36 protein-coding genes are annotated in these 21,439 nt (G+C 60.4%); 35 read left to right on the forward strand and 1 reads right to left on the reverse strand.

The annotated features are described in order from the left end of the window. Window positions 1-161 precede the first annotated feature (161 nt). The 3 genes from ABI_RS15025 to ABI_RS15035 all read left to right on the forward strand — a co-directional run bounded on the left by ABI_RS15025 (window position 162) and on the right by ABI_RS15035 (window position 2,620). Complete coding sequence (locus ABI_RS15025) at window positions 162-635, forward strand: MarR family winged helix-turn-helix transcriptional regulator (protein WP_157138953.1); 474 nt, start codon at window positions 162-164, stop codon at window positions 633-635. A gap of 86 nt (window positions 636-721) precedes the next feature. Continuing rightward, window positions 722-1,354: a glutathione S-transferase family protein gene (locus ABI_RS15030; protein WP_040309482.1), complete on the forward strand. Its 633-nt coding sequence runs from the start codon at window positions 722-724 to the stop codon at window positions 1,352-1,354. Window positions 1,355-1,432: 78 nt separating this feature from the next. Next, entirely contained in the window at window positions 1,433-2,620 is a 1,188-nt protein-coding gene (locus tag ABI_RS15035; protein ID WP_006273888.1) for a GNAT family N-acetyltransferase, read from the forward strand. A 98-nt stretch (window positions 2,621-2,718) separates the two neighbouring features. Here the strand turns inward: ABI_RS15035 and ABI_RS15040 are convergent, their stop codons facing one another. Continuing rightward, on the reverse strand, window positions 2,719-3,153 hold the full coding sequence (locus tag ABI_RS15040) for an META domain-containing protein (RefSeq protein ID WP_040309483.1): 435 nt from the start codon (window positions 3,151-3,153) through the stop codon (window positions 2,719-2,721). Between the two features lie 431 nt (window positions 3,154-3,584). Between ABI_RS15040 and rpsJ the strand changes: the two genes are divergently transcribed. The 32 genes from rpsJ to ABI_RS15190 all read left to right on the forward strand — a co-directional run bounded on the left by rpsJ (window position 3,585) and on the right by ABI_RS15190 (window position 21,438). Next, window positions 3,585-3,893, forward strand: a complete 309-nt coding sequence (gene rpsJ / locus ABI_RS15045; protein WP_006273890.1) for a 30S ribosomal protein S10 — start codon at window positions 3,585-3,587, stop codon at window positions 3,891-3,893. Window positions 3,894-3,905: 12 nt separating this feature from the next. Beyond that, window positions 3,906-4,634, forward strand: a complete 729-nt coding sequence (rplC, locus tag ABI_RS15050; protein ID WP_006273891.1) for a 50S ribosomal protein L3 — start codon at window positions 3,906-3,908, stop codon at window positions 4,632-4,634. A 2-nt stretch (window positions 4,635-4,636) separates the two neighbouring features. Next, the gene (rplD, locus tag ABI_RS15055; RefSeq protein WP_006273892.1) at window positions 4,637-5,269 is read left to right on the forward strand and encodes a 50S ribosomal protein L4; all 633 of its coding nucleotides are present in this window, start codon (window positions 4,637-4,639) and stop codon (window positions 5,267-5,269) included. Window positions 5,270-5,272: 3 nt separating this feature from the next. Beyond that, window positions 5,273-5,569, forward strand: a complete 297-nt coding sequence (locus ABI_RS15060; RefSeq protein ID WP_006273893.1) for a 50S ribosomal protein L23 — start codon at window positions 5,273-5,275, stop codon at window positions 5,567-5,569. A 15-nt stretch (window positions 5,570-5,584) separates the two neighbouring features. Next, complete coding sequence (gene rplB, locus ABI_RS15065) at window positions 5,585-6,421, forward strand: 50S ribosomal protein L2 (RefSeq protein WP_006273894.1); 837 nt, start codon at window positions 5,585-5,587, stop codon at window positions 6,419-6,421. Between the two features lie 3 nt (window positions 6,422-6,424). After that, window positions 6,425-6,703, forward strand: coding sequence for a 30S ribosomal protein S19 (gene rpsS / locus ABI_RS15070; protein WP_023452147.1), 279 nt, complete (start codon window positions 6,425-6,427; stop codon window positions 6,701-6,703). Window position 6,704: 1 nt separating this feature from the next. Beyond that, window positions 6,705-7,088: a 50S ribosomal protein L22 gene (gene rplV, locus ABI_RS15075; RefSeq protein WP_006273896.1), complete on the forward strand. Its 384-nt coding sequence runs from the start codon at window positions 6,705-6,707 to the stop codon at window positions 7,086-7,088. Then, entirely contained in the window at window positions 7,088-7,849 is a 762-nt protein-coding gene (gene rpsC, locus ABI_RS15080) for a 30S ribosomal protein S3 (RefSeq protein ID WP_006273897.1), read from the forward strand. Before rplV ends, rpsC begins: the two co-directional genes overlap by 1 nt. A gap of 3 nt (window positions 7,850-7,852) precedes the next feature. Continuing rightward, window positions 7,853-8,287, forward strand: coding sequence for a 50S ribosomal protein L16 (rplP, locus tag ABI_RS15085; protein WP_023448277.1), 435 nt, complete (start codon window positions 7,853-7,855; stop codon window positions 8,285-8,287). A gap of 5 nt (window positions 8,288-8,292) precedes the next feature. Further along, complete coding sequence (rpmC, locus tag ABI_RS15090) at window positions 8,293-8,499, forward strand: 50S ribosomal protein L29 (protein ID WP_006273899.1); 207 nt, start codon at window positions 8,293-8,295, stop codon at window positions 8,497-8,499. Between the two features lie 13 nt (window positions 8,500-8,512). Further along, window positions 8,513-8,752 carry a 30S ribosomal protein S17 gene (gene rpsQ, locus ABI_RS15095; protein ID WP_006273900.1) on the forward strand — a complete coding sequence of 80 codons (240 nt, stop codon included), beginning with the start codon at window positions 8,513-8,515 and terminating at the stop codon, window positions 8,750-8,752. Window positions 8,753-8,764: 12 nt separating this feature from the next. Continuing rightward, window positions 8,765-9,133, forward strand: a complete 369-nt coding sequence (rplN, locus tag ABI_RS15100; protein WP_006273901.1) for a 50S ribosomal protein L14 — start codon at window positions 8,765-8,767, stop codon at window positions 9,131-9,133. Further along, a complete protein-coding gene (gene rplX, locus ABI_RS15105; RefSeq protein ID WP_006273902.1) occupies window positions 9,133-9,447 on the forward strand; it encodes a 50S ribosomal protein L24 in 315 nt (104 codons plus the stop codon). The genes rplN and rplX overlap by 1 nt, the downstream gene beginning before the upstream one ends. Beyond that, window positions 9,440-10,012, forward strand: a complete 573-nt coding sequence (rplE, locus tag ABI_RS15110) for a 50S ribosomal protein L5 (RefSeq protein ID WP_006273903.1) — start codon at window positions 9,440-9,442, stop codon at window positions 10,010-10,012. The genes rplX and rplE overlap by 8 nt, the downstream gene beginning before the upstream one ends. Before the next feature lie 20 nt (window positions 10,013-10,032). Further along, window positions 10,033-10,338 (forward strand): 30S ribosomal protein S14, encoded by a 306-nt coding sequence (rpsN, locus tag ABI_RS15115; protein ID WP_006273904.1) that lies wholly within the window; start codon window positions 10,033-10,035, stop codon window positions 10,336-10,338. Window positions 10,339-10,353: 15 nt separating this feature from the next. Further along, window positions 10,354-10,752, forward strand: a complete 399-nt coding sequence (gene rpsH / locus ABI_RS15120) for a 30S ribosomal protein S8 (RefSeq protein ID WP_006273905.1) — start codon at window positions 10,354-10,356, stop codon at window positions 10,750-10,752. A gap of 39 nt (window positions 10,753-10,791) precedes the next feature. Further along, complete coding sequence (gene rplF / locus ABI_RS15125; RefSeq protein WP_006273906.1) at window positions 10,792-11,325, forward strand: 50S ribosomal protein L6; 534 nt, start codon at window positions 10,792-10,794, stop codon at window positions 11,323-11,325. A gap of 3 nt (window positions 11,326-11,328) precedes the next feature. After that, window positions 11,329-11,682: a 50S ribosomal protein L18 gene (gene rplR, locus ABI_RS15130; protein ID WP_006273907.1), complete on the forward strand. Its 354-nt coding sequence runs from the start codon at window positions 11,329-11,331 to the stop codon at window positions 11,680-11,682. Between the two features lie 10 nt (window positions 11,683-11,692). After that, window positions 11,693-12,268, forward strand: coding sequence for a 30S ribosomal protein S5 (gene rpsE, locus ABI_RS15135; RefSeq protein WP_006273908.1), 576 nt, complete (start codon window positions 11,693-11,695; stop codon window positions 12,266-12,268). A gap of 3 nt (window positions 12,269-12,271) precedes the next feature. Further along, window positions 12,272-12,463: a 50S ribosomal protein L30 gene (gene rpmD, locus ABI_RS15140; RefSeq protein WP_006273909.1), complete on the forward strand. Its 192-nt coding sequence runs from the start codon at window positions 12,272-12,274 to the stop codon at window positions 12,461-12,463. Window positions 12,464-12,639: 176 nt separating this feature from the next. Then, entirely contained in the window at window positions 12,640-13,119 is a 480-nt protein-coding gene (gene rplO / locus ABI_RS15145) for a 50S ribosomal protein L15 (RefSeq protein ID WP_006273910.1), read from the forward strand. A gap of 117 nt (window positions 13,120-13,236) precedes the next feature. Further along, window positions 13,237-14,613, forward strand: coding sequence for a preprotein translocase subunit SecY (gene secY / locus ABI_RS15150; RefSeq protein WP_006273912.1), 1,377 nt, complete (start codon window positions 13,237-13,239; stop codon window positions 14,611-14,613). Beyond that, window positions 14,610-15,194 (forward strand): adenylate kinase, encoded by a 585-nt coding sequence (locus tag ABI_RS15155; protein ID WP_006273913.1) that lies wholly within the window; start codon window positions 14,610-14,612, stop codon window positions 15,192-15,194. The genes secY and ABI_RS15155 overlap by 4 nt, the downstream gene beginning before the upstream one ends. A gap of 237 nt (window positions 15,195-15,431) precedes the next feature. Then, a complete protein-coding gene (gene rpsM / locus ABI_RS15160; protein ID WP_023452160.1) occupies window positions 15,432-15,800 on the forward strand; it encodes a 30S ribosomal protein S13 in 369 nt (122 codons plus the stop codon). Window positions 15,801-15,810: 10 nt separating this feature from the next. Then, window positions 15,811-16,200 (forward strand): 30S ribosomal protein S11, encoded by a 390-nt coding sequence (rpsK, locus tag ABI_RS15165; protein ID WP_006273914.1) that lies wholly within the window; start codon window positions 15,811-15,813, stop codon window positions 16,198-16,200. An 83-nt stretch (window positions 16,201-16,283) separates the two neighbouring features. Then, a complete protein-coding gene (locus tag ABI_RS15170; protein ID WP_006273915.1) occupies window positions 16,284-17,300 on the forward strand; it encodes a DNA-directed RNA polymerase subunit alpha in 1,017 nt (338 codons plus the stop codon). 244 nt (window positions 17,301-17,544) lie between these two features. Then, on the forward strand, window positions 17,545-17,961 hold the full coding sequence (rplQ, locus tag ABI_RS15175) for a 50S ribosomal protein L17 (RefSeq protein WP_006273916.1): 417 nt from the start codon (window positions 17,545-17,547) through the stop codon (window positions 17,959-17,961). 240 nt (window positions 17,962-18,201) lie between these two features. Then, on the forward strand, window positions 18,202-18,357 hold the full coding sequence (locus ABI_RS25290) for a hypothetical protein (RefSeq protein ID WP_006273917.1): 156 nt from the start codon (window positions 18,202-18,204) through the stop codon (window positions 18,355-18,357). A 126-nt stretch (window positions 18,358-18,483) separates the two neighbouring features. Then, the gene (locus ABI_RS15180; protein ID WP_006273918.1) at window positions 18,484-19,710 is read left to right on the forward strand and encodes an alkaline phosphatase family protein; all 1,227 of its coding nucleotides are present in this window, start codon (window positions 18,484-18,486) and stop codon (window positions 19,708-19,710) included. Window positions 19,711-19,799: 89 nt separating this feature from the next. Continuing rightward, the gene (locus ABI_RS26705) at window positions 19,800-20,597 is read left to right on the forward strand and encodes an MFS transporter (protein ID WP_050808321.1); all 798 of its coding nucleotides are present in this window, start codon (window positions 19,800-19,802) and stop codon (window positions 20,595-20,597) included. Next, window positions 20,597-21,073, forward strand: coding sequence for an MFS transporter (locus ABI_RS26710; protein WP_050808322.1), 477 nt, complete (start codon window positions 20,597-20,599; stop codon window positions 21,071-21,073). The genes ABI_RS26705 and ABI_RS26710 overlap by 1 nt, the downstream gene beginning before the upstream one ends. Beyond that, the gene (locus ABI_RS15190) at window positions 21,070-21,438 is read left to right on the forward strand and encodes a DUF1801 domain-containing protein (protein WP_006273919.1); all 369 of its coding nucleotides are present in this window, start codon (window positions 21,070-21,072) and stop codon (window positions 21,436-21,438) included. Before ABI_RS26710 ends, ABI_RS15190 begins: the two co-directional genes overlap by 4 nt. The last annotated feature ends 1 nt before the right edge of the window (window position 21,439 follow it).

A 21,439-nucleotide genomic window follows, 5' to 3' on the forward strand; every position in this document is an offset into this window, starting at 1 on the left:
AAGACGACGAGGGTTTTTTAGTTTTGTATTTTTGCTTCTCGTTGAACCCCGATCAACGCTATCGAGTTTCGGGGTCAAGGGGCCTGCGGCCCCTTGCCTTATGCCTTTCCTCTACGCCTTATGCCTTTCCTCTACGATTTTGACGTTGTAGCATGCTGCGCATGTCCGACTATATTTCTTCTCTGGGCAAGGCCTTTCTGGCGCACCGTTTCAAGCGGTTGTCGGAGAGCTTTGTCGACGATATCCAGGCCTTCCTGCAGGCTGGCGGTTTGCGCGCGCCGGCGCGGGCCTTTTCTACCCTGCGGCTGTTGCGTGAAACACCGGGCCTCAGCGTCACCCAGGTCGCGGATCAGATCAAGCTGTCGCATCCGCTGGTCATCCATCTGCTGTCGCAACTGGAGACCCTCGATCTGGTCCAATTCGAGATCGACTATGATGACCGTCGCCGGCGGCTGGTCTATCTGACGTCGGCCGGGCAAGCCGAGGTCGAGCGCCTGAAGGCGGCTGAACCGGCGATCTGTGCGGCGTATGACGGATTGTCGCGTGAGGTTGGCGCCGACCTTCTGGACGTTATCGAACGGCTGGATGCTGCTCTGGCAGAACGGTCGATGGCCGAGCGGCTGAAGGCGCGGTGATTGGCGCCTCGCTTGCGCTGGCTGGCAGGATTGCCCCATACCTGATTTGGTAGGGGCAGGTTAATCTGGCGGACAGGAGATGCTACATGATTCTGATTGGTCAGTATGATTCACCGTTTGTGCGGCGTTGCGGTATCGCCATGATGCTGTACGGCTTTGTGTTCGAGCACCAGCCGTGGTCGACCTTTGGCGAGGGCGATAAGATCAAGCCGTTCAATCCGTTGCGCCGTGTGCCGACACTTGTGCTGGACGACGGTAGCGTGGTGATCGACAGCGCCTATATCCTGGACTGGGCTGATCAACAGGTTGGACCGGATCGCGCTCTGATCCCGGCGTCAGGTGAGGCCCGGCGCAAGGCACTCTATTTTATCGCCTTGACGACGGGCTTCTCCGACAAGTGCGTTGCGCTCTTCTACGAAAAAGTCCTGCACAAGGTGACGTCGGAGGTCTGGCTGAGCCGGCTGGAAACCCAGGTCAGCGAAGTTCTGGATGTGCTGGAGAGCCTGCGTGCGGAGGCAACGACGCCGTGGTTGTTTGGTGATTATCTCGGTCACGCCGATGTCGCCCTGGGGTGCGCCATACGCCATGCCCGCGAAGCCCACGGCGGCGCTATCGCCTGGTCGAAGCGACCGGCGCTGTTGGCGCATAGCGAGCGTTGTGAAGCCTTGCCGATTTTCGAACATATATCTCAGCCTTTCATAGGTCCCAGTTCGGATTAACCAGCTCGCTTAGCCCGGCATAAACCGTGCAGTGTTACAAACGCGACCAGAACACTGTTTCAATCCGGGGCGAATGTAATGACCGACCGTATCGATATCGTTCAGGTCAAGGAACTGACGGCAACTGACGAGGCCTTGTGGAATGGCTTTGTTGCCGCGCGAGCGGAACTGGTGGGGCCCTATTTCGACCTGGGTTATGTCCAGGCGATCGCCCCCAGCGTCCCCAATTCGGGTGTTGCCCGCTTTTATGATGGTGATCAGATCGCCGGCTATTTTGCCTTTCAAAAGCGCGGCGATATCCTTTTGCCGATCGGTGCGCCGCTCAGCGACTACCATGCCGTCATCAGCGCGCCGGACTTTGTTGCCGACTTCGACCATCTGATGCGCCTGACTCGTACCCGTCGTGTGGAGTTTCAGGGCCTGGTCGGCACGTCGGCGGGCCGTGGCGCCCATATGGGCCTGACCCGTCGCATTGCCGACGCCACGGACGGCTTCGACCACTGGTGGGCGACCCAGGATGCGGCCAATCACAAGTTCTTCAAGAATGTCTCGCGCTGCATGCGCAATGTCGAAAAGGACTTCGGCGGTTTTGACTTCTCGTGGGAGAAGGTGACCCCGGAATTGATGGACTGGACCATCAATCTCAAGCGTGAACAGTACAGACGCTCAGGGATGCACGATGTCTTCGGCTGCCGCTGGACCCGGGGGATGCTCGATCGCCTGGCCGCGGTGGATTCGCCGGACTTCGGCCTGCGTTGCGGCGTCCTGCGTCACCAGGGCCGTCTGGTGGCTGTCGAGATCAGCCTGGTTCAGGGCGAAGACGTGCATCTGTGGTTCCCGGCCTATGACCCGGACTATGGCCGCTACTCCGTCGGCATCTTGCTGACCGTCGCCATCATCAAGAATACCGAAGCCCTGGGCCTGAAGCGATTCGACTTCGGTACGGGGGGCGAAGACTATAAGTCCCCGATGACGACGTCGGGGGGCGCCTGCTTGGAAGGCGAGGTCGAGATCCGTCGTTCGCTGCAAAGCCGCGCCCTCGATGCCGCCGGGCTGTTCCTGCCGCGCGAACGGTTTGAGCAGGCCAAGATCAGCCTGCGCCGCCGCGTCAAGGTGATCCGTGCCACGGAGATCACGCTCAATGGATGGAGCCGTGCCCTGACCGACCTGGGACGTCGCGCGGTGATGCGCACGGGCGTATCCAAGGTCTATGCCGGTGTCCTGAAAAAGACCGCCGTGCTAGGCACCGTTACCTTTGTCGGCTAGAGCGCAATCCGATAAAGTGTGCAGCACTTTTCGGAAACATTGCGCGTCAAAACAAAGATCTAGCGCGACGTTGTCATTCTACCAAAACGCACTACGCTCTAGTCTTTCGCCTCGAAGCGGGCCAGAGGAGCCATGCGCGCCTTGTTCAGCGACAGGGAATTGCCATTGAGGCTGTAGTTGTCAGCCCGGCTCAGCACGTCGAAGAAGGCCTGTTCGACCTCCATACCCTGCATGCAGGCCATCTTGGTGCTGACCACGTCGGAGAACCGCACGCGGTCGCCGGTTTGCAGAATGGCAGAGCCGCCAAAGGTGTTGCAGCCCCCCGAGCCGCCGACCCTGCCGGCCTCGGCATTCACTTCCATATAGACTTGACGCTGGGTGGCGCCGACCGGCTGGCCATTCAGCTCGACCAGCACCCAATGACGGCCGGCTATAGCGGGGACGGGGGCGTCGGCGGTGGGGGGCGGCATGGCGCCGTCACTGGCGCAGGCGCAGAGGAGGGGGAGGGCGATCAAGGCTGTCAGGACTCTCATGATGGGCTCCTAAGAGATAATGCCGCAATGTGCTACGCCAAGTGTCTGCAAAGGACCTATGCGAATCTGTGGTGAAATCTTTCCAACCCGTTCACGTCCAAAACTTATCGACCGCTTATTTTTTCCCGGTTTTTTCGCACCTGAGGGGTTGACCTTCCCGAGTCGTTCAGTCATATACCCGCTCTCTGTTGGATCGGCTGTGACGCTTCGGTGTCAGACGCGGTTCGCAAGGCACAAATTTCAGACGCTCGGCGGCCCTAGATTGTATAGGGAGTAGGGTGTCTGTTCAACGGCCCGCATCAGGGTTTACCTGATGTTGGGCTTTGTTTTTGCGGATATCGTGTACGGCGAGGGTAACCTCGACGGGCCTGGTCTTTGAAATGGTTCACTGGACGCGGTAACGCAACCACCCTTATTGGAATACGAGCGATATGGATCGTCAGAATATCCGCATCAGGCTCAAGGCCTTCGATCATCGCGTCCTGGATCATTCCACGCGCGAAATCGTTAATACGGCCAAGAGAACCGGCGCCACTGTACGGGGTCCCATTCCCCTGCCGACGCTGATTGAGCGCTTCACCGTCAACCGTTCGCCGCACGTCGACAAGAAGTCGCGCGAGCAGTTCGAAATCCGCACGCACAAGCGCGTGCTCGATATCGTCGATCCGACCCCGCAGACTGTGGACGCGCTGATGAAGCTCGACCTGTCGGCTGGTGTCGACGTCGAGATCAAGATTTAAGGGGCGACCAGCATGCGTACAGGTTTGATCGCCAAAAAGCTGGGTATGACGCGTTTCTTCGATTCCGAAGGTCTGCACGTCCCGGTAACTGTCCTCGCGCTCGACGGCTGTCAGGTCGTCGCTCAGCGCACCCAGGGCAAGGACGGCTATGTCGCGCTCCAGTTGGGCGCCGGCACCAAGAAAGCCAAGAACACCTCGAACCCCGAGCGCGTTCGTTTCGCCAAGGCTCAGGTTGAGCCCAAGGCCATCCTGACGGAATTCCGCGTTTCCGAAGAGAACCTGATCGATGTCGGTGCCGAGTTCACCGCCGATCACTTCGTCGAAGGCCAGCGCGTCGATATTCAGGGCGTCACCATCGGTAAGGGTTTTGCCGGCGCCATGAAGCGTTGGAACTTCGGTGGTCTGCGTGCGACTCACGGCGTTTCGGTCTCGCACCGTTCGCATGGTTCGACGGGCCAGCGTCAGGATCCGGGCCGTACCTTCCCCGGTAAAAAGATGGCCGGTCACTACGGCGTCGAAACCGTCACCACCCTGAACCTGACCGTTGCCCGCATCGATGCGGAACGTGGCCTGGTGTTCATCCGTGGTGCCGTCCCCGGCGCGGAAGGCTCCTATGTCAAGATTCGCGACGCGGTGAAGAAGGCGGCTCCGGCTGGCCTGAAGTTCCCCGGCGCGATCAAGTCCAACGCCGCTCCGGCTCCTGCCGCTGAAGAGGCCCCGGCTGAAGAGGGCGCTGAATAATCATGAAACTCGACGTCATTACACTCGACGCTTCCGCGGCTGGTTCGGTTGAACTTTCGGATCTCGTTTTCGGGATCTCGGATATTCGCGCCGACATCCTGCACCGCGTCGTCAACTGGCAGTTGGCCAAGCGCCGCGCCGGTACCCACAAGGTTCAAACCCGCAACGAGAATTCGCGTACGGGTAAGAAGATGTACAAGCAGAAGGGCTCCGGCGGCGCTCGTCACGGTTCGCGCCGTGCACCGCAATTCGTCGGCGGCTCGCGCGCCTTCGGTCCGGTCGTGCGTTCGCACGCTTTCGACCTGCCTAAGAAGGTTCGCGCCCTGGGTTTGCGTCACGCCCTGTCGTCCAAGGTGAAGGATGGCGCTCTGATCGTTCTTGATCAGGCCGTTGTTGCCTCGCCGAAGACCTCCGCTCTTAAGGCTTCTTTCGAGAAGCTGGGCCTCAACAACGCCCTGTTCATCACGGGCGCCGAGGTCGACACTAACTTCGCGCTCGCTTCGCGCAACATCCCCAATATCGACGTGCTGCCGACGGCAGGCCTGAATGTCTATGACATCCTGCGCCGCCACAAGCTGGTGCTGACGACGGCGGCGGTTGAAGCTATCGAAGCCCGCTTCGCTGTGGAGGCCTAAGTCATGGCTGCTACCATCCGCAATTTCGACGTCCTGCTGGCGCCGCACATCACCGAAAAGACGACCCTGCTGTCAGAGCAGAACAAGGTTGTCTTCCGGGTTGCGCTCGACAGCTCCAAGGACGAAGTCGCTTCGGCCGTCGAAGCCATCTACGACGTCAAGGTCACCAAGGTGAACACCATTGTCACCAAGGGTAAGACCAAGCGTTTCAAGGGCATCAAGGGCCGCCGGAATGACATCAAGAAGGCGATCGTGACGCTGGCTGAAGGCCAGTCCATCGACGTCTCGACCGGTCTGTAAGGAAGGCTCGCAACAATGGCATTGAAACAGTTCAACCCAACGTCGCCGGGCCGCCGCCAGTTGATCCTGGTGGACCGCTCGGAACTGCACAAGGGCAAGCCCGAAAAGTCGCTGGTCGAAGGTTTGACCAAGTCTGGCGGCCGTGGCGCCGGCGGCCGTATCGCCGTCCGTTTCCGTGGTGGCGGCGCCAAGAAGCTGTACCGTATCATCGACTTCAAGCGTCGCAAGCTTGACGTCGTCGGAACGGTCGAGCGTCTTGAATACGACCCGAACCGCACCGCGTTCATCGCGCTGGTCAACTACGCTGATGGCGAAAAGGCCTACATCCTGGCGCCGCAACGCCTCAAGGCCGGCGACCAGATCATCTCTTCTGAGAAGGTCGACGTGAAGCCAGGCAACGCCGCGCCGCTGCGCAGCCTGCCGATCGGCACCATCATCCACAACGTCGAGCTTAAGCCCGGCAAGGGTGGTCAGTTGGCCCGTTCGGCCGGTGCCTATGCTCAGTTGGTCGGCCGTGACGCTGGTTATGCCCAGATCCGTCTCGGTTCGGGCGAGCTGCGCATGGTGCTCGATTCGTGCATCGCCACCGTCGGCGCCGTGTCCAACCAGGACCACATGAACATCAACCTGGGTAAGGCCGGTCGCAAGCGTCACATGGGCTTCCGTCCGCACGTTCGTGGCGTCGCCATGAACCCGGTCGACCACCCGCATGGTGGTGGTGAAGGCAAGACCTCGGGCGGCCGTAACCCTGTGACCCCGTGGGGCGTTCCCACCAAGGGCCGCAAGACTCGTTCCAACAAGGCGACGGACAAGTACATCATCCGTTCGCGTCACGTTAAGAAGGCTCGCTAAACCATGGCTCGCTCCGTTTGGAAAGGCCCCTTCGTGGATGGCCACCTTCTGAAGAAGGTGGAAACCGCGCTCAATTCGGGTCGCAAGGAAGTCGTCAAGACCTGGTCCCGCCGTTCGGTCATCATGCCGCAATTTGTCGGCGCGACCATCGGTGTCTACAACGGTCAGAAGCATGTCCCCGTTCTCATCAACGAGGACATGGTCGGCATGAAGCTCGGCGAATTTTCGCCGACGCGCAACTTCCCCGGTCACGCCGCCGACAAGAAGGCGAAGAGGAAGTAACATGTCGCAGACCAAGAATCCGCGCCGCGTCAACGCTAACGAAGCCCGCACCAAGCTGGTTTCCGTGCGCATCTCGCCGCAAAAGCTCAACCTGGTTGCCGCCTCGATCCGCGGCCTCAAGGTCCAGCGCGCTCTGAACGAGCTGGAATTTTCGCGCAAGCGTATCGCCAAGGATGTCCGCAAGGCGCTCTACTCGGCGATCTCGAACGCCGAGAACAACCACAACCTCGACATCGACAACCTGGTTGTCGCCGAGGCCTATGTGGGCAAGGGCCTGGTCATGAAGCGTTTCGCTTCACGCGCCCGCGGCCGTTCCTCGCGTATCATGAAACCCTTCTCCGAACTGACGATTGTCGTTCGTGAACTTGGCCAGGAGGCTGCGTAATGGGTCAGAAAGCCAATCCGATCGGCCTTCGCCTCGGCATCAACCGCACCTGGGACAGCCGCTGGTTCGCCCAGCGTCAGGAATACGCCAAGCTGCTTCACCAAGACCTGCTGATCCGCAAGGTTCTGAAGGAAAAGCTGAACGCTGCCGGCGTCTCGCGCATCATCATCGAGCGTCCGCACAAGAAGTGCCGCATTACCATCTATGCCGCCCGTCCGGGCGTCGTGATCGGTAAGAAGGGCGCCGACATTGACAAGCTGCGCAAGGACGTTTCGGTCATCACCGATGGCGAAGTGTTCTTGAACCTGGTCGAGGTCCGCAAGCCGGAAGTCGACGCGCAACTGGTCGCCGAGTCGATCGCTCAGCAGTTGGAACGCCGTGTGGCTTTCCGTCGCGCTATGAAGCGTTCGATCCAGTCGGCCATGCGTCTGGGTGCCAAGGGCATCCGCATGAACCTGTCTGGCCGTCTCGGCGGTGCCGAAATTGCCCGTATGGAATGGTACCGTGAAGGCCGCGTGCCTTTGCACACCCTGCGCGCCGATATCGATATGGGCTTCGCTGAAGCCCTGACGACCTACGGCATCATTGGTGTCAAGGTGTGGATCTTCAAGGGCGAAGTCCTGGAGCATGATCCGTCGGCTCAAGACAAGCGTTGGGCTCAGGAAGCCGCTGGTCCGTCGTCGAGCGACCGTCCGGAACGCTCCGATCGTGGCGATCGCAACAATCGCGGCCCGCGCCGCGACCGCAATAAGGAGAACTAAGTCATGATGCTCCCCAAGCGGACAAAGTACCGCAAGGCGTTCAAGGGCCGCATCCACGGTAACGCCAAGGGTGGCTACACCCTGAACTTCGGTTCGTACGGCCTCAAGACCGTCGAGCCCGAGCGTCTCACCGCCCGTCAGATCGAAGCCGCCCGCCGCGCCATCACCCGTCAGATGAAGCGTCAGGGCCGCGTTTGGATCCGTATTTTCCCGGATCTGCCCGTCACCGGCAAGCCGGCTGAAGTGCGGATGGGTAAGGGCAAGGGCGCTGTCGACTATTGGGCCGCGCGCGTTCACCCGGGCCGTATCCTGTTTGAAATCGACGGCGTGCCCGACGACATCGCGCGTGAAGCGCTGCGTCTCGGCGCTGCCAAGCTGCCTGTCTCCACTCGCGTCGTGACTCGTCTCGATGCCGGTGTCGCAGCGGCTGCGGAGTAATAGAAATGACCAAGATTGCCGATTTTCGCGTCATGACCCCGGACCAGCTGCACGAGCAGCTGCTGAACCTGAAGAAGGAGCAGTTCAACCTGCGCTTCCAGAAGGCGACCGGCTCGTTCGAAAAGACCCACCGCGTTGGCGAGATCCGCAAGGACATCGCCCGCATTCAATCCCTGGTGACGGCTCAAAAGGCCGCCGCCAAGTCCGCCTAAGAGGATTTAGACCATGCCCAAGCGCATTCTCGAAGGTCTGGTCGTCTCCGATAAGGGCGACAAGACTGTGGTCGTGAAGGTGGAACGTACGATTCTGCATCCCGTTCTGAAAAAGACGGTGCGGAAGTCCAAGCGTTACCATGCCCACGACGAAAACAACGCGTACAAGACCGGTGAGAGCATCCGCATCATCGAATGTGCGCCGAAGTCGAAGCTGAAGACGTGGGAAGTTCTCCCACGCGAAGCCAACTAAAGGAAGTTTGATATGATTCAGATGCAAACTAACCTGGAAGTTGCCGACAATTCGGGCGCTCGCCGGGTCATGTGCATCAAGGTGCTGGGCGGCTCTAAGCGCCGCTACGCCTCGGTGGGCGACCTGATCGTCGTGTCGGTCAAGGAAGCCATCCCGCGCGGCCGTGTCAAGAAGGGCGACGTTCTGCGCGCCATCGTCGTACGCACGTCCAAGGATATCCAGCGCAAGGACGGTTCGGTGATCCGTTTCGACACCAACGCCGCTGTCATCGTCAACAAGTCGAGCGAGCCGATCGGCACGCGTATCTTCGGGCCTGTGCCGCGTGAACTGCGCGCCAAGAACCACATGAAGATCATCTCGCTGGCTCCGGAGGTCATCTAATGGCTGCCAAGATCAAAAAGGGCGACTCGGTTGTCGTTCTGACCGGCAAGGACAAGGGCCGTCGCGGCACTGTCTCCAAGGTCCTCCCCGAGGATAACCGCGTGGTCGTCCAGGGCGTCAACATGGTTCAACGCCATACCCGTCCGTCGCAAGGCAATCCCAACGGCGGCATCATTAACAAGGAAGCGTCGCTGCACGTTTCCAACGTCGCCCACGTCGACGCCAACGGCAAGCCGACCCGCGTCGGTTTCAAGGTTGAAGGCGACAAAAAGGTGCGTTTCGCCAAGACGACGGGAGATGTCATCAATGGCTGATACTGAAACTCCAGAAACGGTTTATGTCCCGCGCGCCAAGCAGGTCTATCTCGATACGATCCGCGCCGCGCTGAAGGAAGAGTTCGGTTATACGAACGAAATGCAGGTCCCCAAGCTCGACAAGATCGTCGTGAACATGGGGATCGGCGAAGCCACTGCGGACACCAAGAAGGTCAATTCGGCCATCAAGGACCTGGCGGCCATCACCGGCCAGAAGCCGGCTCCGACCCGCGCCCGTCAATCCATCGCCGGTTTCAAGCTGCGCGAAGGCATGGTGGTCGGCGCCAAGGTGACCCTGCGCAAGGACCGTATGTACGAGTTCCTGGACCGCCTGATCACCATCGCCTTGCCGCGCGTGAAGGACTTCCGTGGCCTGAACGGCAATTCGTTCGACGGTCGCGGCAACTACGCCATGGGTCTGCGCGAACACATCGTGTTCCCGGAGATCAACTACGACCAGATCGACCAGATGTGGGGCATGGACATCGTCGTTTGCACCACGGCCACGAGTGACAAGGAAGCCAAGGCGCTTCTGAAGCACTTCCAGTTCCCGTTCACAGTGTAAAGGACGGGTAGAGAGACACAATGGCAAAGAAATCCGCTGTCAACCGCAACGAGATGGTCAAGAAGCTGGTGGCTCAATATGCCTCCAGGCGCGAAGCCCTCAAGGCCAAGGCTAATGATGAAACGCTGCCCCTCGAGGAGCGCTTCGAAGCCCGCCTGAAGCTGGCCAAGCTGCCGCGCAACTCGGCTGCCGTGCGCATTCGTAACCGCTGCGAAATCACCGGGCGCCCGCGCGCCTATTACCGCAAGATGCATATGAGCCGGATCGCGCTTCGGAAGCTGGGCAATGAAGGCCAGATTCCGGGCCTGACCAAGGCTAGCTGGTAAGGGGAGGGTATACACATGTTCGTCAACGATCCCCTCAGCGATATGATCGCCCGCATCAAGAACGGCGCCATGCGCAGCCGCTCCAAGGTGCTGACCCCGGCCTCGAAGCTGCGTGCGCACGTCCTGGACGTGCTGCGCGACGAAGGCTACATCCGCGGCTACGAAGTTCTGGAAACTCCCGGTGAGTTCCCACAGTTCGAAATCGAGCTGAAGTACTTCGACGGCCAACCGGTCATCGCGGAAATCGCCCGCGTGTCCAAGCCGGGCCGCCGCGTCTATTCGTCGATCAAGGACCTCAAGCCGATCAAGAACGGCCTGGGTATCTCGATCCTGTCGACGCCGAAGGGCGTCATGTCTGACACAGCTGCCCGCGACGCAAACGTCGGTGGCGAAGTTCTCTGCCGCGTCTACTAAGACGCGTCGGCTGGACACTTAAGGCACAAAGGTAATATTATGTCTCGTATCGGCAAGAAGGCCATTACTGTCCCGGGCGGCGTGAACATCACGCTGTCGGGCCAGGATGTCGCCGTCAAGGGCCCCAAGGGCCAACTGTCCTGGAAGGTCGTCGAGGAAATCGAAGTCCGTCAGGAAGGCAATGTCCTGCACATCAGCCCGCGTGGTGAGACCCAGCGCCACAAGGCGATGTGGGGCCTGTCGCGCACCCTGATCGCCAACATGGTCAAGGGCGTCACCGAGGGTTATGAAACGACCCTGGAAATGGTCGGCGTCGGTTACCGCGCTGCCATGAAGGGCGCGAACCTGTCGCTGCAGCTCGGCTTCTCGCACGATGTCGACATCGTGCCGCCGGAAGGCATCAAGTTCGAAGTGCCGAAGCAGACCGAAATCAAGATCATCGGTATCGACAAGCAGGTCGTCGGTGAATTGGCCGCCAAGATCCGCAAGATCCGTCCGCCCGAGCCTTACAAGGGCAAGGGTGTCAAATACGCCGGCGAGAAGGTTCGCCGCAAGGAAGGCAAGAAGAAGTAAGCCATGGCCCTGTCTCCTCGTCAGCAGCTCGCGCGCCGTGCGGAACGCAACCGCACCCGCCTCAAGAAGCTCTCCAACGGCCGTCCGCGTCTGTCGGTCTTCCGTTCGGACAAGAACATCTACGCCCAGGTTATCGACGACGCCAGCGGCGTCACGATCGTCTCCGCTTCGTCGCTGGAAGGCGACCAGAAGCAGGGCAGCAACGCAGCGGCCGCGACCGAAGTCGGCAAGCTCGTTGCTCAGCGTGCTATCGAAAAGGGCGTCTCGGACGTCGTGTTCGATCGTGGCGGCTACATCTATCATGGTCGGGTGAAGGCGCTGGCGGAAGCCGCGCGTGAAGCCGGCCTCAACTTCTAAGGATATCCGAATGGCCCGTCCCAGCGATAACCGCGGCGACCGTCGCGACCGTACCGAGGAGCCCTCGGAGTTTGTCGAGAAGCTCGTCGCCATCAACCGTGTTGCTGCCACCGTCAAGGGTGGTCGCCGCTTCTCGTTCGCCGCTCTGATGGTCGTCGGCGACCAGAAGGGTCGCGTCGGCTACGGTCACGGTAAGGCCCGTGAAGTGCCGGAAGCGATCCGCAAGGCAACCGAAGAAGCCAAGAAGTCGTTGATCCGCGTTCCGCTTCGTGAATCGCGCACCCTGCACCACGACGGCTACGGCCGTTGGGGCGCCGGCAAGATCCAGATGCGTGCGGCCCCTCCGGGTACCGGCGTCATCGCTGGCGGTCCGATGCGTGCCGTGCTCGAAACCCTTGGCGTCTCGGACGTTGTGGGTAAGTCGATCGGTTCCTCGAACCCTTACAACATGGTGCGTGCGACGTTCGAAGCGCTGAAGGTTCAGTCTTCGCCGCGTCAGATCGCGTCCAAGCGTGGCAAGAAGGTCGCCGACCTGCTGCAACGCCGTAACGATGGCGCTTCGTCGCCTGAAGCTATGGAGGGCTAAGTCATGTCAGAGAAGAATGGGGCCACGATCAAGGTAAAGCAGACCGGTTCGCCGATTCGCCGCACCAAGGACCAGCGCGCTACGCTCGCTGGCCTGGGTTTGAACAAGGTGGGTCGCGTTTCCGAGCTGGAAGACACCCCTTCGGTTCGCGGTATGATCGCCAAGGTCCAACACATGGTGGAAGTGATCTCGTAATCGTCAGATTACATATCGAAATACAGATCGAGGCGCAGTTATCTGCGCCTCGATTTGACTTTTAGAGAATTTGGCGGCATAGCCGCCACACGTTTTAAGCCGAGTAGGGCACTGCCCTGCGTATATAGCCCTAAAGCAGCGAAGCGGCAGGGCATACAAAATGGAGATTTAGGCACATGACCAAGCTGAACGAAATTCGCGACAACGAAGGCGCCACCAAGAACCGCATGCGTGTCGGCCGCGGCCCGGGTTCGGGCAAAGGCAAGACCGCCGGCCGCGGTGTCAAGGGCCAGAAGTCGCGTACCGGCGTCAGCCTGTTGGGCTTCGAAGGCGGCCAGATGCCGCTGTACATGCGTATGCCTAAGCGCGGTTTCAACAATCCGTTCGCCCTCAAGCTGGCTGAAGTCAACCTGTGGCGTCTGCAGGACGCGGTTGACGCGGGCAAGCTCGACGCTTCGGCGGTTATCGATGGTGCTGCCCTGGTGGCCGCCGGCGTCATCCGCCGTGAGTTGGACGGTGTCCGTGTGCTTGGCGAAGGCAGTCTTACGGCCAAGCTGACGCTGACCGTGTGGTCGGCATCCGCCTCGGCGGTCAAGGCCGTCGAAGCGGCTGGCGGTACCCTGACCCAGAAGCGTCCGGCCAAGACCGAAGCCTAAGTTGACCTTTCACTAAGCCTACCCCATATGGGCTGAGGGCGGTTGGAAGGTCGCGGATTCGCGCATTCGGCTGTCCTCTCCCATTTTGGTTAAGACTTCCCGGGTTTTGAGGACTTTATGGCATCTGCTGCTGAACAACTTGCGGCCAATATGAATTTCGGGGCCTTTGCCAAGGCCACGGATCTGCACAAGCGGCTTCTCTTCACGCTGGGCGCACTGATCGTCTACCGGCTTGGTACCTATGTGCCGCTGCCCGGTATTGACATGGTCGCCTTTTCCCAGGCCTTCCAGAACAATTCGCAAGGCATCTTCGGGATGATGAATATGTTCGCCGGCGGTGCCGTCGAACGTATGGCCGTGTTTGCCCTGAACCTGATGCCCTATATATCGGCCTCGATCATTGTCCAGCTTATGGGCTCGGTCTACGGCCCGTGGGAAAAGCTGCGAAAAGAGGGGGGCGAAGCCGGCCGCAAGCAGCTCAACCAATATACCCGCTACCTGACGGTTGTCCTGGGTCTGGTTCAATCCTTCTTCATCGCTACCGGTATGCAAACCGGCGGCATGGCGCTGCATCCCGGTCCGCTGTTCATCATCTCGACCTGTATTACCCTGACGTCGGGCACGCTGTTCCTGATGTGGCTGGGTGAACAGATTACCGCCCGCGGGATCGGCAACGGTTCGTCGATGATCATCTTTGCCGGTATCGTCGCGGTCCTCCCGCGTACTGTTGGAACTCTGCTGAACATGGGCTCTACCGGGGACCTTCAGGCGCCTGTCCTGGTCGGCATCTTGTTGCTGCTGCTGGCCTGTATCGTCTTTATCGTGTTCATGGAACGCTCCCAGCGCCGTCTGAGGGTGCAGTACCCCAAGCGCCAGGTGGGCAACCGTATTGTTGGCGGCGAAAGCTCTTTCATGCCGCTGAAGGTCAATACGGCCGGGGTTATCCCGCCGATCTTCGCGTCGTCTCTGCTGTTGATGCCGACCTCCGTTGCGACCTTCCTGAACCAGAACAATGCCGCCGACCAGCCGGAATGGATGCGGATCATCGGCCAGGTCGCCGGGACTCTGACGCACGGCAACTGGATGTTCACGCTGCTCTATGCCGTGTTGATCATCTTCTTCTGCTTCCTCTACACGTCCCTGGTGTTCAATCCGGATGAGACGGCGGAAAACCTGCGCAAGTATGGCGGCTTCCTACCGGGCATTCGGCCGGGTAAGCGGACGGCCGAATACCTCGACCACGTCCTGACGCGAATCACCGTCATTGGCGCGGCCTACATCACCATTGTCTGTCTGTTGCCGGAGTTCCTGATTTCCAGCCTGGGTAACGCCTTCTATTTCGGCGGGACATCCATCCTGATCGTGGTCACGGTCACTATGGACACCGTGGCACAGATTCAGTCGCACTTGCTGGCGCACCAGTATGACGGCTTGATCAAGAAGTCGAAGCTGAAAACGGGTAGCAAGGCGCCCGTACGGGGAGCACTGCGATGAATATCATCCTGTTCGGACCGCCGGCGGCGGGGAAGGGGACCCAGGCCAAGCGGCTGGTCGCGACACGTGGCATGGTTCAGCTCTCGACGGGCGACATGCTGCGGGCGGCGATTGCCTCCGGCTCCGAACTGGGAACACGCGTCAAGACGATCATGGATACCGGCGGTCTGGTTTCGGACGCCATCGTGATCGATCTGATCAAGGAAAACCTGCCGCGGGCTGAAGCCGCTGGCGGCGCCATCTTTGACGGTTTCCCGCGTACGGTGGCCCAGGCCGAGGCGCTTGACGCCATGCTGGGCGGCCGTGGTGCCCGCATCGACAAGGTCGTCCGCCTCAAGGTGGACGAACAAGGGCTTATCGAACGTATCGCGACGCGCTTCCAGCAGGAAGGCCGCGCCGATGACAACCCCGAATCCTACAAGGTGCGCCTGGCGGCCTACAACGCCCAGACGGCACCGCTGCTGCCCTATTATGCGGCGCAGGGCAAGCTGTATGAGATCGACGGCATGGGTGCCGTGGACGACATCGCGGCCCGTGTCGAAGAGGTGCTGGGCAAGAATGAATCCGCCACTACCGTCTAGGTTTTGGCAACGACGTTTCCGGTCTTTCGCGGGGCTGGACAGTAAGACCGTAAAAAATGACTTGATTTTTTTGCGGATTAACCCATTGACGGGAGCGAAAACCCTTCTATAAGGGCAGGCTTCCGCGAAATGACGCGTATGCGCCTTGAACCGGCCGGACGGCAGGATCAGGGAGGCTTACGTGTCGTCTTTTCGTTTTACAGGTGCGCCAAACGGCGCATTTCAGGAGATTACCTCGTGGCCCGTATTGCTGGTGTCAACATACCGACCAACAAGCGCGTGATCATCGCGCTTCAATATATCCATGGCATCGGCCCCAAGAAGGCCGAAGAGATCGTGCAGAAGGTTGGCATCGAAGACGCCCGCCGCGTCAACCAGCTGTCGGACGCTGAAGTGCTGCAGATCCGTGAAACCATCGACCGTGACTATACGGTTGAAGGGGATCTGCGCCGTGAAGTTTCGATGAACATCAAGCGCCTGATGGACCTGGCCTGCTACCGCGGCCTGCGTCACCGTAAGGGGCTGCCGGTCCGCGGTCAGCGCACCCACACAAATGCCCGCACGCGCAAGGGCCCGGCGAAGCCCATCGCCGGCAAGAAGAAGTAAGGATTAGCCCATGGCCAAGGACACTTCCCGCGTTAAAAAGCGCGAACGCAAAAACATCACTTCGGGCGTGGCGCATGTCAATGCCTCGTTCAACAACACCATGATCACGATCACCGACGCGCAAGGTAATGCCGTGTCGTGGTCGTCGGCCGGTGCCATGGGCTTCAAGGGTTCGCGCAAGTCGACCCCGTACGCCGCCCAGGTAGCTGCCGAAGACGCTGGCAAGAAGGCCATCGAACATGGTGTCAAGACGCTGGAAGTCAGCGTTGCCGGTCCGGGTTCGGGCCGTGAATCGGCTCTGCGCGCCCTGCAGGCGGTGGGCTTCACGATCACGACCATCCGTGACGTGACGCCGATCCCGCACAATGGCTGCCGTCCGCCGAAGCGTCGTCGCGTTTAATTCTCCTACCCAATTTTTCGTCGCTCCGCTGAGGCTTCCAGCCTAAAAGCGGGGCGACATTTCCTGTTCTTAAAGGGACGTCAATGATCGAAAGAAACTGGCAACAGCTTATTCGTCCCGAGAAGCCACAAGTCGAAGCCGGCACCGATGCTTCGCGCAAGATGCGTCTTGTCGCGGAACCTCTGGAGCGTGGTTTTGGCGTGACCCTCGGCAACGCGCTGCGTCGCGTCCTCCTGTCGTCGCTGCAAGGCGCGGCCGTCACCTCCGTCCAGATCGACGGCGTGGTGCACGAATTCTCCTCCATCGAAGGCGTCCGTGAGGACGTTGTCGACATCATCCTGAACATCAAGCAACTGGCCCTGCGCATGCACGCGGAAGGTCCGAAGCGCATGGTGCTGCGTGCCTCCGGTGCCGGCCCGGTGACCGCCGGTCAGATCGATGTTCCCGCCGATATCGAAGTGCTGAACCCGGATCACGTGATCTGCACCCTGGACGAAGGCGCTTCGGTGCGCATGGAGTTCACGGTTCAGAACGGCAAGGGCTATGTCGCGGCCGACCGTCTGCGTCCGGAAGATGCGCCCATCGGCCTGATCGCCGTTGACGCGCTCTATTCGCCGGTCAAAAAGGTGGCTTACCGCGTCGAGCCGACCCGTCAGGGTCAATCGCTCGACTACGACAAGCTGATCCTGGACGTCGAAACCAACGCTGCCGTCACCCCGGTCGACGCTGTCGCCTTCGCTGCCCGCATCCTGCAGGACCAACTGCAGATTTTCATCACCTTCGAAGAGCCGAAGGCGCCGGTCGTGGAAGAGGGCAAGCCCGAGTTGCCGTTCAACCCGGCCCTGCTCAAGAAGGTCGACGAACTGGAACTGTCGGTCCGTTCGGCCAACTGCCTGAAGAACGACAACATCGTCTATATCGGCGATCTGATCCTGAAGACCGAGAGCGAAATGCTTCGTACGCCGAACTTCGGCCGCAAGTCGCTCAACGAAATCAAGGAAGTCCTGGCCTCGATGAACCTGTCGCTGGGGATGGATATCCCGAACTGGCCGCCGGAGAACGTCGAAGATCTAGCCAAAAAGTTCGAAGACCAGATTTAAGATCTGTCTACAACCTTTTGAGAGAGCCGGATGGGGTAACCCTTCCGGCTTTCCCTTTTTATAGGAGCGGTGTTTTGCCGCTCCACTTACTGCGAAAGACCAAAACCTTGTCGCGGTAATTTCCGGGTTCACCCGGACGTCCGAAGCGGGCAGGGGCCGTCGGCCCTTTGACCTACGCCTTCGGGCTCGTTTTTGGGGCCGCGCCTGTGCCATCAGCGCCACGCGGTCTTATGGAGAGATACACATGCGTCACGGCCACGGTCACCGCAAACTCGGTCGCACCACCTCGCACCGCATCGCCATGTTCGCCAACATGTCGGCCTCGCTCATCAAGCACGAACAGATCGTCACGACCCTGCCGAAGGCGAAGGAACTGCGTCCTTTCGTCGAGAAGCTGGTGACGCTGGGCAAGTCGGGCTCGCTGCACGACCGCCGCATTGCCATCTCGCGCGTCCGTGACGTGCCGCAGGTGGCCAAGCTGTTCGACGTGCTGGCCAAGCGCTATGCCGACCGTAGCGGCGGCTATATCCGCATCCTGAAGGCCGGCTATCGTCACGGCGACAACGCCCCGATGGCCATCATCGAGTTCGTCGACCGCGACGAATCGGCCAAGGGCAAGGATTCCGGCCCAGTGTTCGAAGTCGCTGGCGACGAAGAATAGGCCTTTTTCGACAGGCAAAAGTGACAGGAGGCCTTCGGTGCAAAACCGGAGGCCTTTTTGATGTCGTCTCAGGCCGTGTTCACCGCCCATTCAGATGGGTTGCGTTTGAGTTAACGATCCTGTGATGTTTCGTCAGCAACCGTTATTTCCGCAATTGCGAAATGCAGGTTAGCTTCTTCTTGCGGCCACCCATGACAAACGGCCGTCATCCCTTTTACCGCTCACCTGAAGGAGGCCGACATGACCGACGAAGCCCTGTTGGAAGCCCCCATCGATGAGACGCAAGATGCGTCCGGCGATATGGCCCTGAGTGACTCGCTGACGCTGGAAGCGTCAGGCGAGGGCGTAAGACTCTATTCCTCTCCTGTATTGGACCGGATTCGCGCGAGCGACTGATGGTCGAAAGCCTGATACGACGTAGCAGCCCCCGGTTCGTTACCGGGGTTTTGTTGTGCGCTGCATTCAAATCGTCGCAAATCTGTGCAAGTGATTCGATTTGCGATGTATCCATATGAGTGCCGTATGCCGCGCCTGTTTTCGCTGATCCTGGCTGTTTTGACACTTGCGGGTTGCGCTTCGGTGCCCCAGGGCCGGGGGGAGCCCCCCTTGCTTGTCCTGGTCTCGATCGATGGTTTTCGCGCTGACTATCTCGAGCGCGGCGTGACGCCCAATCTGAATCACCTGGCGCAAACCGGGGCAACCGGGCCAATGCGGCCGTCTTTCCCGTCCCTGACGTTCCCCAATCACTATACGCTTGTGACCGGGTTGCGTCCGGACCGCCACGGTGTTGTCAACAACACCATGCGAGATGAAGGCAGGCCGGGCGTGACGTTCAAAATGTCTAACAAGGAAGCCGTCACGGACGCCTTCTGGTGGGCGGGCGGCAAGCCTGTGTGGACCAGCGCCGAGGAACAGGGTGTCAAGGCGGCAACTCTGTTCTGGCCGGGTTCTGAAGCGCCCAACTCAGGCCGCCGCCCCAGCTACTGGTTGCCCTTCAATGACGATATGCCGCTTATTGAGCGCATCACGCAGGTTATGACCTGGATCGACTTGCCGGCGGCGCAGCGGCCGGGCTTCATCACCCTCTACTATTCTGACCTTGATCATGCCGGTCATGATTTTGGCCCCGACAGCCATGAGGTCGATTCGGCTCTGGCCACGGTCGATACCTCGATCGGGCAACTGCTGGACGGCCTCAAGGCGCGGGGGCTGGACGGGAAGGTGAATATCATCATCGTCGCCGATCACGGCATGGCGAAGCACCGGCCCGAGACCTTCGTGAAACTGGCGGAGTTGTTACCGCCCGACAGCACCGACGTGCTGGGCGGTCAGGTGGCGGGGTTCACTCCAAAGCCGGGCCGCGAAGCCGAGGTCGAGGCCATCCTGTTGCGGCCGCACGACCACATGACGTGCTGGCGTAAGGCAGACATCCCGAAGCGTTTTCGTTATGGTCGTCATCCGCGCGTGCCAAACATCAACTGCCTGGCCGATGTTGGTGGCTATATCGTGGCACCATCGACTAACGGCTGGATGCCGAAGCCGCAGGGCGGCAGCCACGGGTATGATCCCGAGGCGATCGAGATGCGGGCTCTGTTCATTGCCAACGGACCGGACATTAAACCTGGCGTCGTGCTGGAGGTGTTCGATAATGTCGATGTCTACAGCCTGCAGATGCGGCTGCTTGGGCTGAAAGCGCAACCCGGCGATGGCACGGTGGCAACCTTTCGGCGGGCGCTTCGTGGCTACTGACACGCTGTGGTCTTAGCGGCCGTAGGTCCCTATGCGCGGCGGTCGAATTCCGTTAAGGCTGTCGCAACACTTCAGGGGACACACGCCGCATGTCGGACAAACTCAGGGCCGCAGCGCCTTTCATCCTGGTGACCGTCTTTCTCGACATGCTGTCGATCGGGGTGATCATCCCCGTGTTGCCGCGATTGATCGAGGACTTCGTGGGTTCGATCTCGGCGGCCGGCCTGTGGACCGGCATCTTCGGTTCTGCCTGGGGGCTGGCGCAATTCATCTTTTCGCCGATCCAGGGCGGACTGTCCGACAGCATTGGCCGGCGGCCGGTTGTGCTGTTCTCCAACTTCGGCACGGGCGTGGACTTTTTGTTCATGGCCCTGGCGCCGGGCCTGTGGTGGCTTCTGGTCGGACGGATCGTCTCCGGCATGACCTCGGCCAGTATCTCGACCGCTTATGCCTATATGAGCGACGTGACGCCACCCGAAAAGCGGGCGAGCATTTTCGGCATGATGGGGGCGGCCTTTGGGATCGGCTTTGTCGTCGGCCCCAGCCTGGGTGGTGTCCTGGGAGAATTTGGCACCCACGTGCCCTTCCTGGTCGAACATGGCTGGGAAGATCGGCTGCCGTTTCTCTTTGCCGCGGGCTTAAGCCTGCTGAACTTTGTCTATGGCTGGTTCGTTCTGCCGGAATCGCTGGCGAAGGATAAGCGTAAGCCGTTCAGCTTTCGCACTTCCAACCCGCTCGGGGCGTTCAAGTTCCTGGCAAAGTCCGCCCAGGTCCTGCGTCTTTCGGTCATGTACCTGCTGATGATGTTTGCCCAGTCGGTCTTTCCGACGACCACTGTGCTGTTTTGCGCCTACCGTTTCGGTTGGGGCCGTTTGAAGTGGGGCTGATGCTGGCCGTGGTCGGTGTGTGTTCGGCCCTTGTCCAGGCCGGCTTGACCGGCGTGATCGTGAAAAAGATCGGGGAGCGCAAGGCCATGTACCTCGGGCTTTTCAGCGGCATGCTCGCGTTTATCGGCTACGGCCTGGCGCCGACCTGGTATTGGTTTGTCGCTACCATTCCGCTGGGTGCACTGTGGGGGCTGGCCACGCCCAACATCCAGGCACTGATGTCATCCAAGGTCGGTCCGCAGGAGCAGGGAACGCTCCAGGGCGCCAATATGAGCCTTTCGGCCATGTCGACCGTCTTCGCGCCGATCCTGTTCGGTGTCATCCTGTCGGCGGTGACCAAGAGCGGAGTTCCGATGTGGCTGAGCGGCGCAGCCTTCTGGATGGCGGCCTTGTTCATGGTGTTCTCGCTGATCCTGGCGGGCGGCGTGAAGCAGTCCTTGACGGTCGAGACGCCTAGCGACGGCGCGCCGCATTGAGGGCGGCCGATCCGGACGCTCTGGTCGCCGATCATCCGGCTCGGGCAGAGATCGACGCCCTGCGTCGGTTGATCCTGGCTGCTGATCCGGCCATCGAAGAGGGCGTCAAGTGGAATGCCCCAAGTTACCGCTGTGGGGAGTGGTTTGCCACCTTCCATCTGCGTGCCAAGCCGGGCGTGCAGATCATCCTGCATCGCGGCGCCAAGGTGCGCCCCGATGGCGTTGCCGGCATCGACGATCCGAAGGGTCTGTTGCAATGGCTCGATCCGAACCGGGCGTCAGTACGGTTCACCACCTTGGTGGATATCGAGGCTCACGCGGGTGCTTTCCAGGCTATCCTGCGCCAGTGGCTGGCACGGCTTTAGG

The organism is Asticcacaulis biprosthecium C19 (genome assembly GCF_000204015.1).
Lineage (GTDB): Bacteria > Pseudomonadota > Alphaproteobacteria > Caulobacterales > Caulobacteraceae > Asticcacaulis > Asticcacaulis biprosthecius.

What these genes read in the sequence shown, in the direction of transcription:
- rplE (WP_006273903.1), top strand. Translation starts at nt 9,440, where the DNA reads ATGGCTGATACTGAAACTCCAGAAACGGTTTATGTCCCGCGCGCCAAG.
- rplP (WP_023448277.1), top strand. Translation starts at nt 7,853, where the DNA reads ATGATGCTCCCCAAGCGGACAAAGTACCGCAAGGCGTTCAAGGGCCGC.
- ABI_RS15025 (WP_157138953.1), top strand. Translation starts at nt 162, where the DNA reads ATGTCCGACTATATTTCTTCTCTGGGCAAGGCCTTTCTGGCGCACCGT.
- rpsC (WP_006273897.1), top strand. Translation starts at nt 7,088, where the DNA reads ATGGGTCAGAAAGCCAATCCGATCGGCCTTCGCCTCGGCATCAACCGC.
- rpsQ (WP_006273900.1), top strand. Translation starts at nt 8,513, where the DNA reads ATGCCCAAGCGCATTCTCGAAGGTCTGGTCGTCTCCGATAAGGGCGAC.
- rplQ (WP_006273916.1), top strand. Translation starts at nt 17,545, where the DNA reads ATGCGTCACGGCCACGGTCACCGCAAACTCGGTCGCACCACCTCGCAC.
- rpsK (WP_006273914.1), top strand. Translation starts at nt 15,811, where the DNA reads ATGGCCAAGGACACTTCCCGCGTTAAAAAGCGCGAACGCAAAAACATC.
- ABI_RS15030 (WP_040309482.1), top strand. Translation starts at nt 722, where the DNA reads ATGATTCTGATTGGTCAGTATGATTCACCGTTTGTGCGGCGTTGCGGT.
- rplX (WP_006273902.1), top strand. Translation starts at nt 9,133, where the DNA reads ATGGCTGCCAAGATCAAAAAGGGCGACTCGGTTGTCGTTCTGACCGGC.
- rplD (WP_006273892.1), top strand. Translation starts at nt 4,637, where the DNA reads ATGAAACTCGACGTCATTACACTCGACGCTTCCGCGGCTGGTTCGGTT.
- ABI_RS15180 (WP_006273918.1), top strand. Translation starts at nt 18,484, where the DNA reads ATGCCGCGCCTGTTTTCGCTGATCCTGGCTGTTTTGACACTTGCGGGT.
- ABI_RS26710 (WP_050808322.1), top strand. Translation starts at nt 20,597, where the DNA reads ATGCTGGCCGTGGTCGGTGTGTGTTCGGCCCTTGTCCAGGCCGGCTTG.
- ABI_RS15040 (WP_040309483.1), bottom strand. Translation starts at nt 3,153, where the DNA reads ATGAGAGTCCTGACAGCCTTGATCGCCCTCCCCCTCCTCTGCGCCTGC.
- ABI_RS15060 (WP_006273893.1), top strand. Translation starts at nt 5,273, where the DNA reads ATGGCTGCTACCATCCGCAATTTCGACGTCCTGCTGGCGCCGCACATC.
- ABI_RS15155 (WP_006273913.1), top strand. Translation starts at nt 14,610, where the DNA reads ATGAATATCATCCTGTTCGGACCGCCGGCGGCGGGGAAGGGGACCCAG.
- rpmC (WP_006273899.1), top strand. Translation starts at nt 8,293, where the DNA reads ATGACCAAGATTGCCGATTTTCGCGTCATGACCCCGGACCAGCTGCAC.
- rplV (WP_006273896.1), top strand. Translation starts at nt 6,705, where the DNA reads ATGTCGCAGACCAAGAATCCGCGCCGCGTCAACGCTAACGAAGCCCGC.
- ABI_RS15035 (WP_006273888.1), top strand. Translation starts at nt 1,433, where the DNA reads ATGACCGACCGTATCGATATCGTTCAGGTCAAGGAACTGACGGCAACT.
- ABI_RS15170 (WP_006273915.1), top strand. Translation starts at nt 16,284, where the DNA reads ATGATCGAAAGAAACTGGCAACAGCTTATTCGTCCCGAGAAGCCACAA.
- rpsS (WP_023452147.1), top strand. Translation starts at nt 6,425, where the DNA reads ATGGCTCGCTCCGTTTGGAAAGGCCCCTTCGTGGATGGCCACCTTCTG.
- rpmD (WP_006273909.1), top strand. Translation starts at nt 12,272, where the DNA reads ATGTCAGAGAAGAATGGGGCCACGATCAAGGTAAAGCAGACCGGTTCG.
- ABI_RS26705 (WP_050808321.1), top strand. Translation starts at nt 19,800, where the DNA reads ATGTCGGACAAACTCAGGGCCGCAGCGCCTTTCATCCTGGTGACCGTC.
- secY (WP_006273912.1), top strand. Translation starts at nt 13,237, where the DNA reads ATGGCATCTGCTGCTGAACAACTTGCGGCCAATATGAATTTCGGGGCC.
- rpsH (WP_006273905.1), top strand. Translation starts at nt 10,354, where the DNA reads ATGTTCGTCAACGATCCCCTCAGCGATATGATCGCCCGCATCAAGAAC.
- rplF (WP_006273906.1), top strand. Translation starts at nt 10,792, where the DNA reads ATGTCTCGTATCGGCAAGAAGGCCATTACTGTCCCGGGCGGCGTGAAC.
- rplB (WP_006273894.1), top strand. Translation starts at nt 5,585, where the DNA reads ATGGCATTGAAACAGTTCAACCCAACGTCGCCGGGCCGCCGCCAGTTG.
- rpsN (WP_006273904.1), top strand. Translation starts at nt 10,033, where the DNA reads ATGGCAAAGAAATCCGCTGTCAACCGCAACGAGATGGTCAAGAAGCTG.
- rplC (WP_006273891.1), top strand. Translation starts at nt 3,906, where the DNA reads ATGCGTACAGGTTTGATCGCCAAAAAGCTGGGTATGACGCGTTTCTTC.
- rpsJ (WP_006273890.1), top strand. Translation starts at nt 3,585, where the DNA reads ATGGATCGTCAGAATATCCGCATCAGGCTCAAGGCCTTCGATCATCGC.
- rpsE (WP_006273908.1), top strand. Translation starts at nt 11,693, where the DNA reads ATGGCCCGTCCCAGCGATAACCGCGGCGACCGTCGCGACCGTACCGAG.
- ABI_RS25290 (WP_006273917.1), top strand. Translation starts at nt 18,202, where the DNA reads ATGACCGACGAAGCCCTGTTGGAAGCCCCCATCGATGAGACGCAAGAT.
- rplN (WP_006273901.1), top strand. Translation starts at nt 8,765, where the DNA reads ATGATTCAGATGCAAACTAACCTGGAAGTTGCCGACAATTCGGGCGCT.
- rplO (WP_006273910.1), top strand. Translation starts at nt 12,640, where the DNA reads ATGACCAAGCTGAACGAAATTCGCGACAACGAAGGCGCCACCAAGAAC.
- rplR (WP_006273907.1), top strand. Translation starts at nt 11,329, where the DNA reads ATGGCCCTGTCTCCTCGTCAGCAGCTCGCGCGCCGTGCGGAACGCAAC.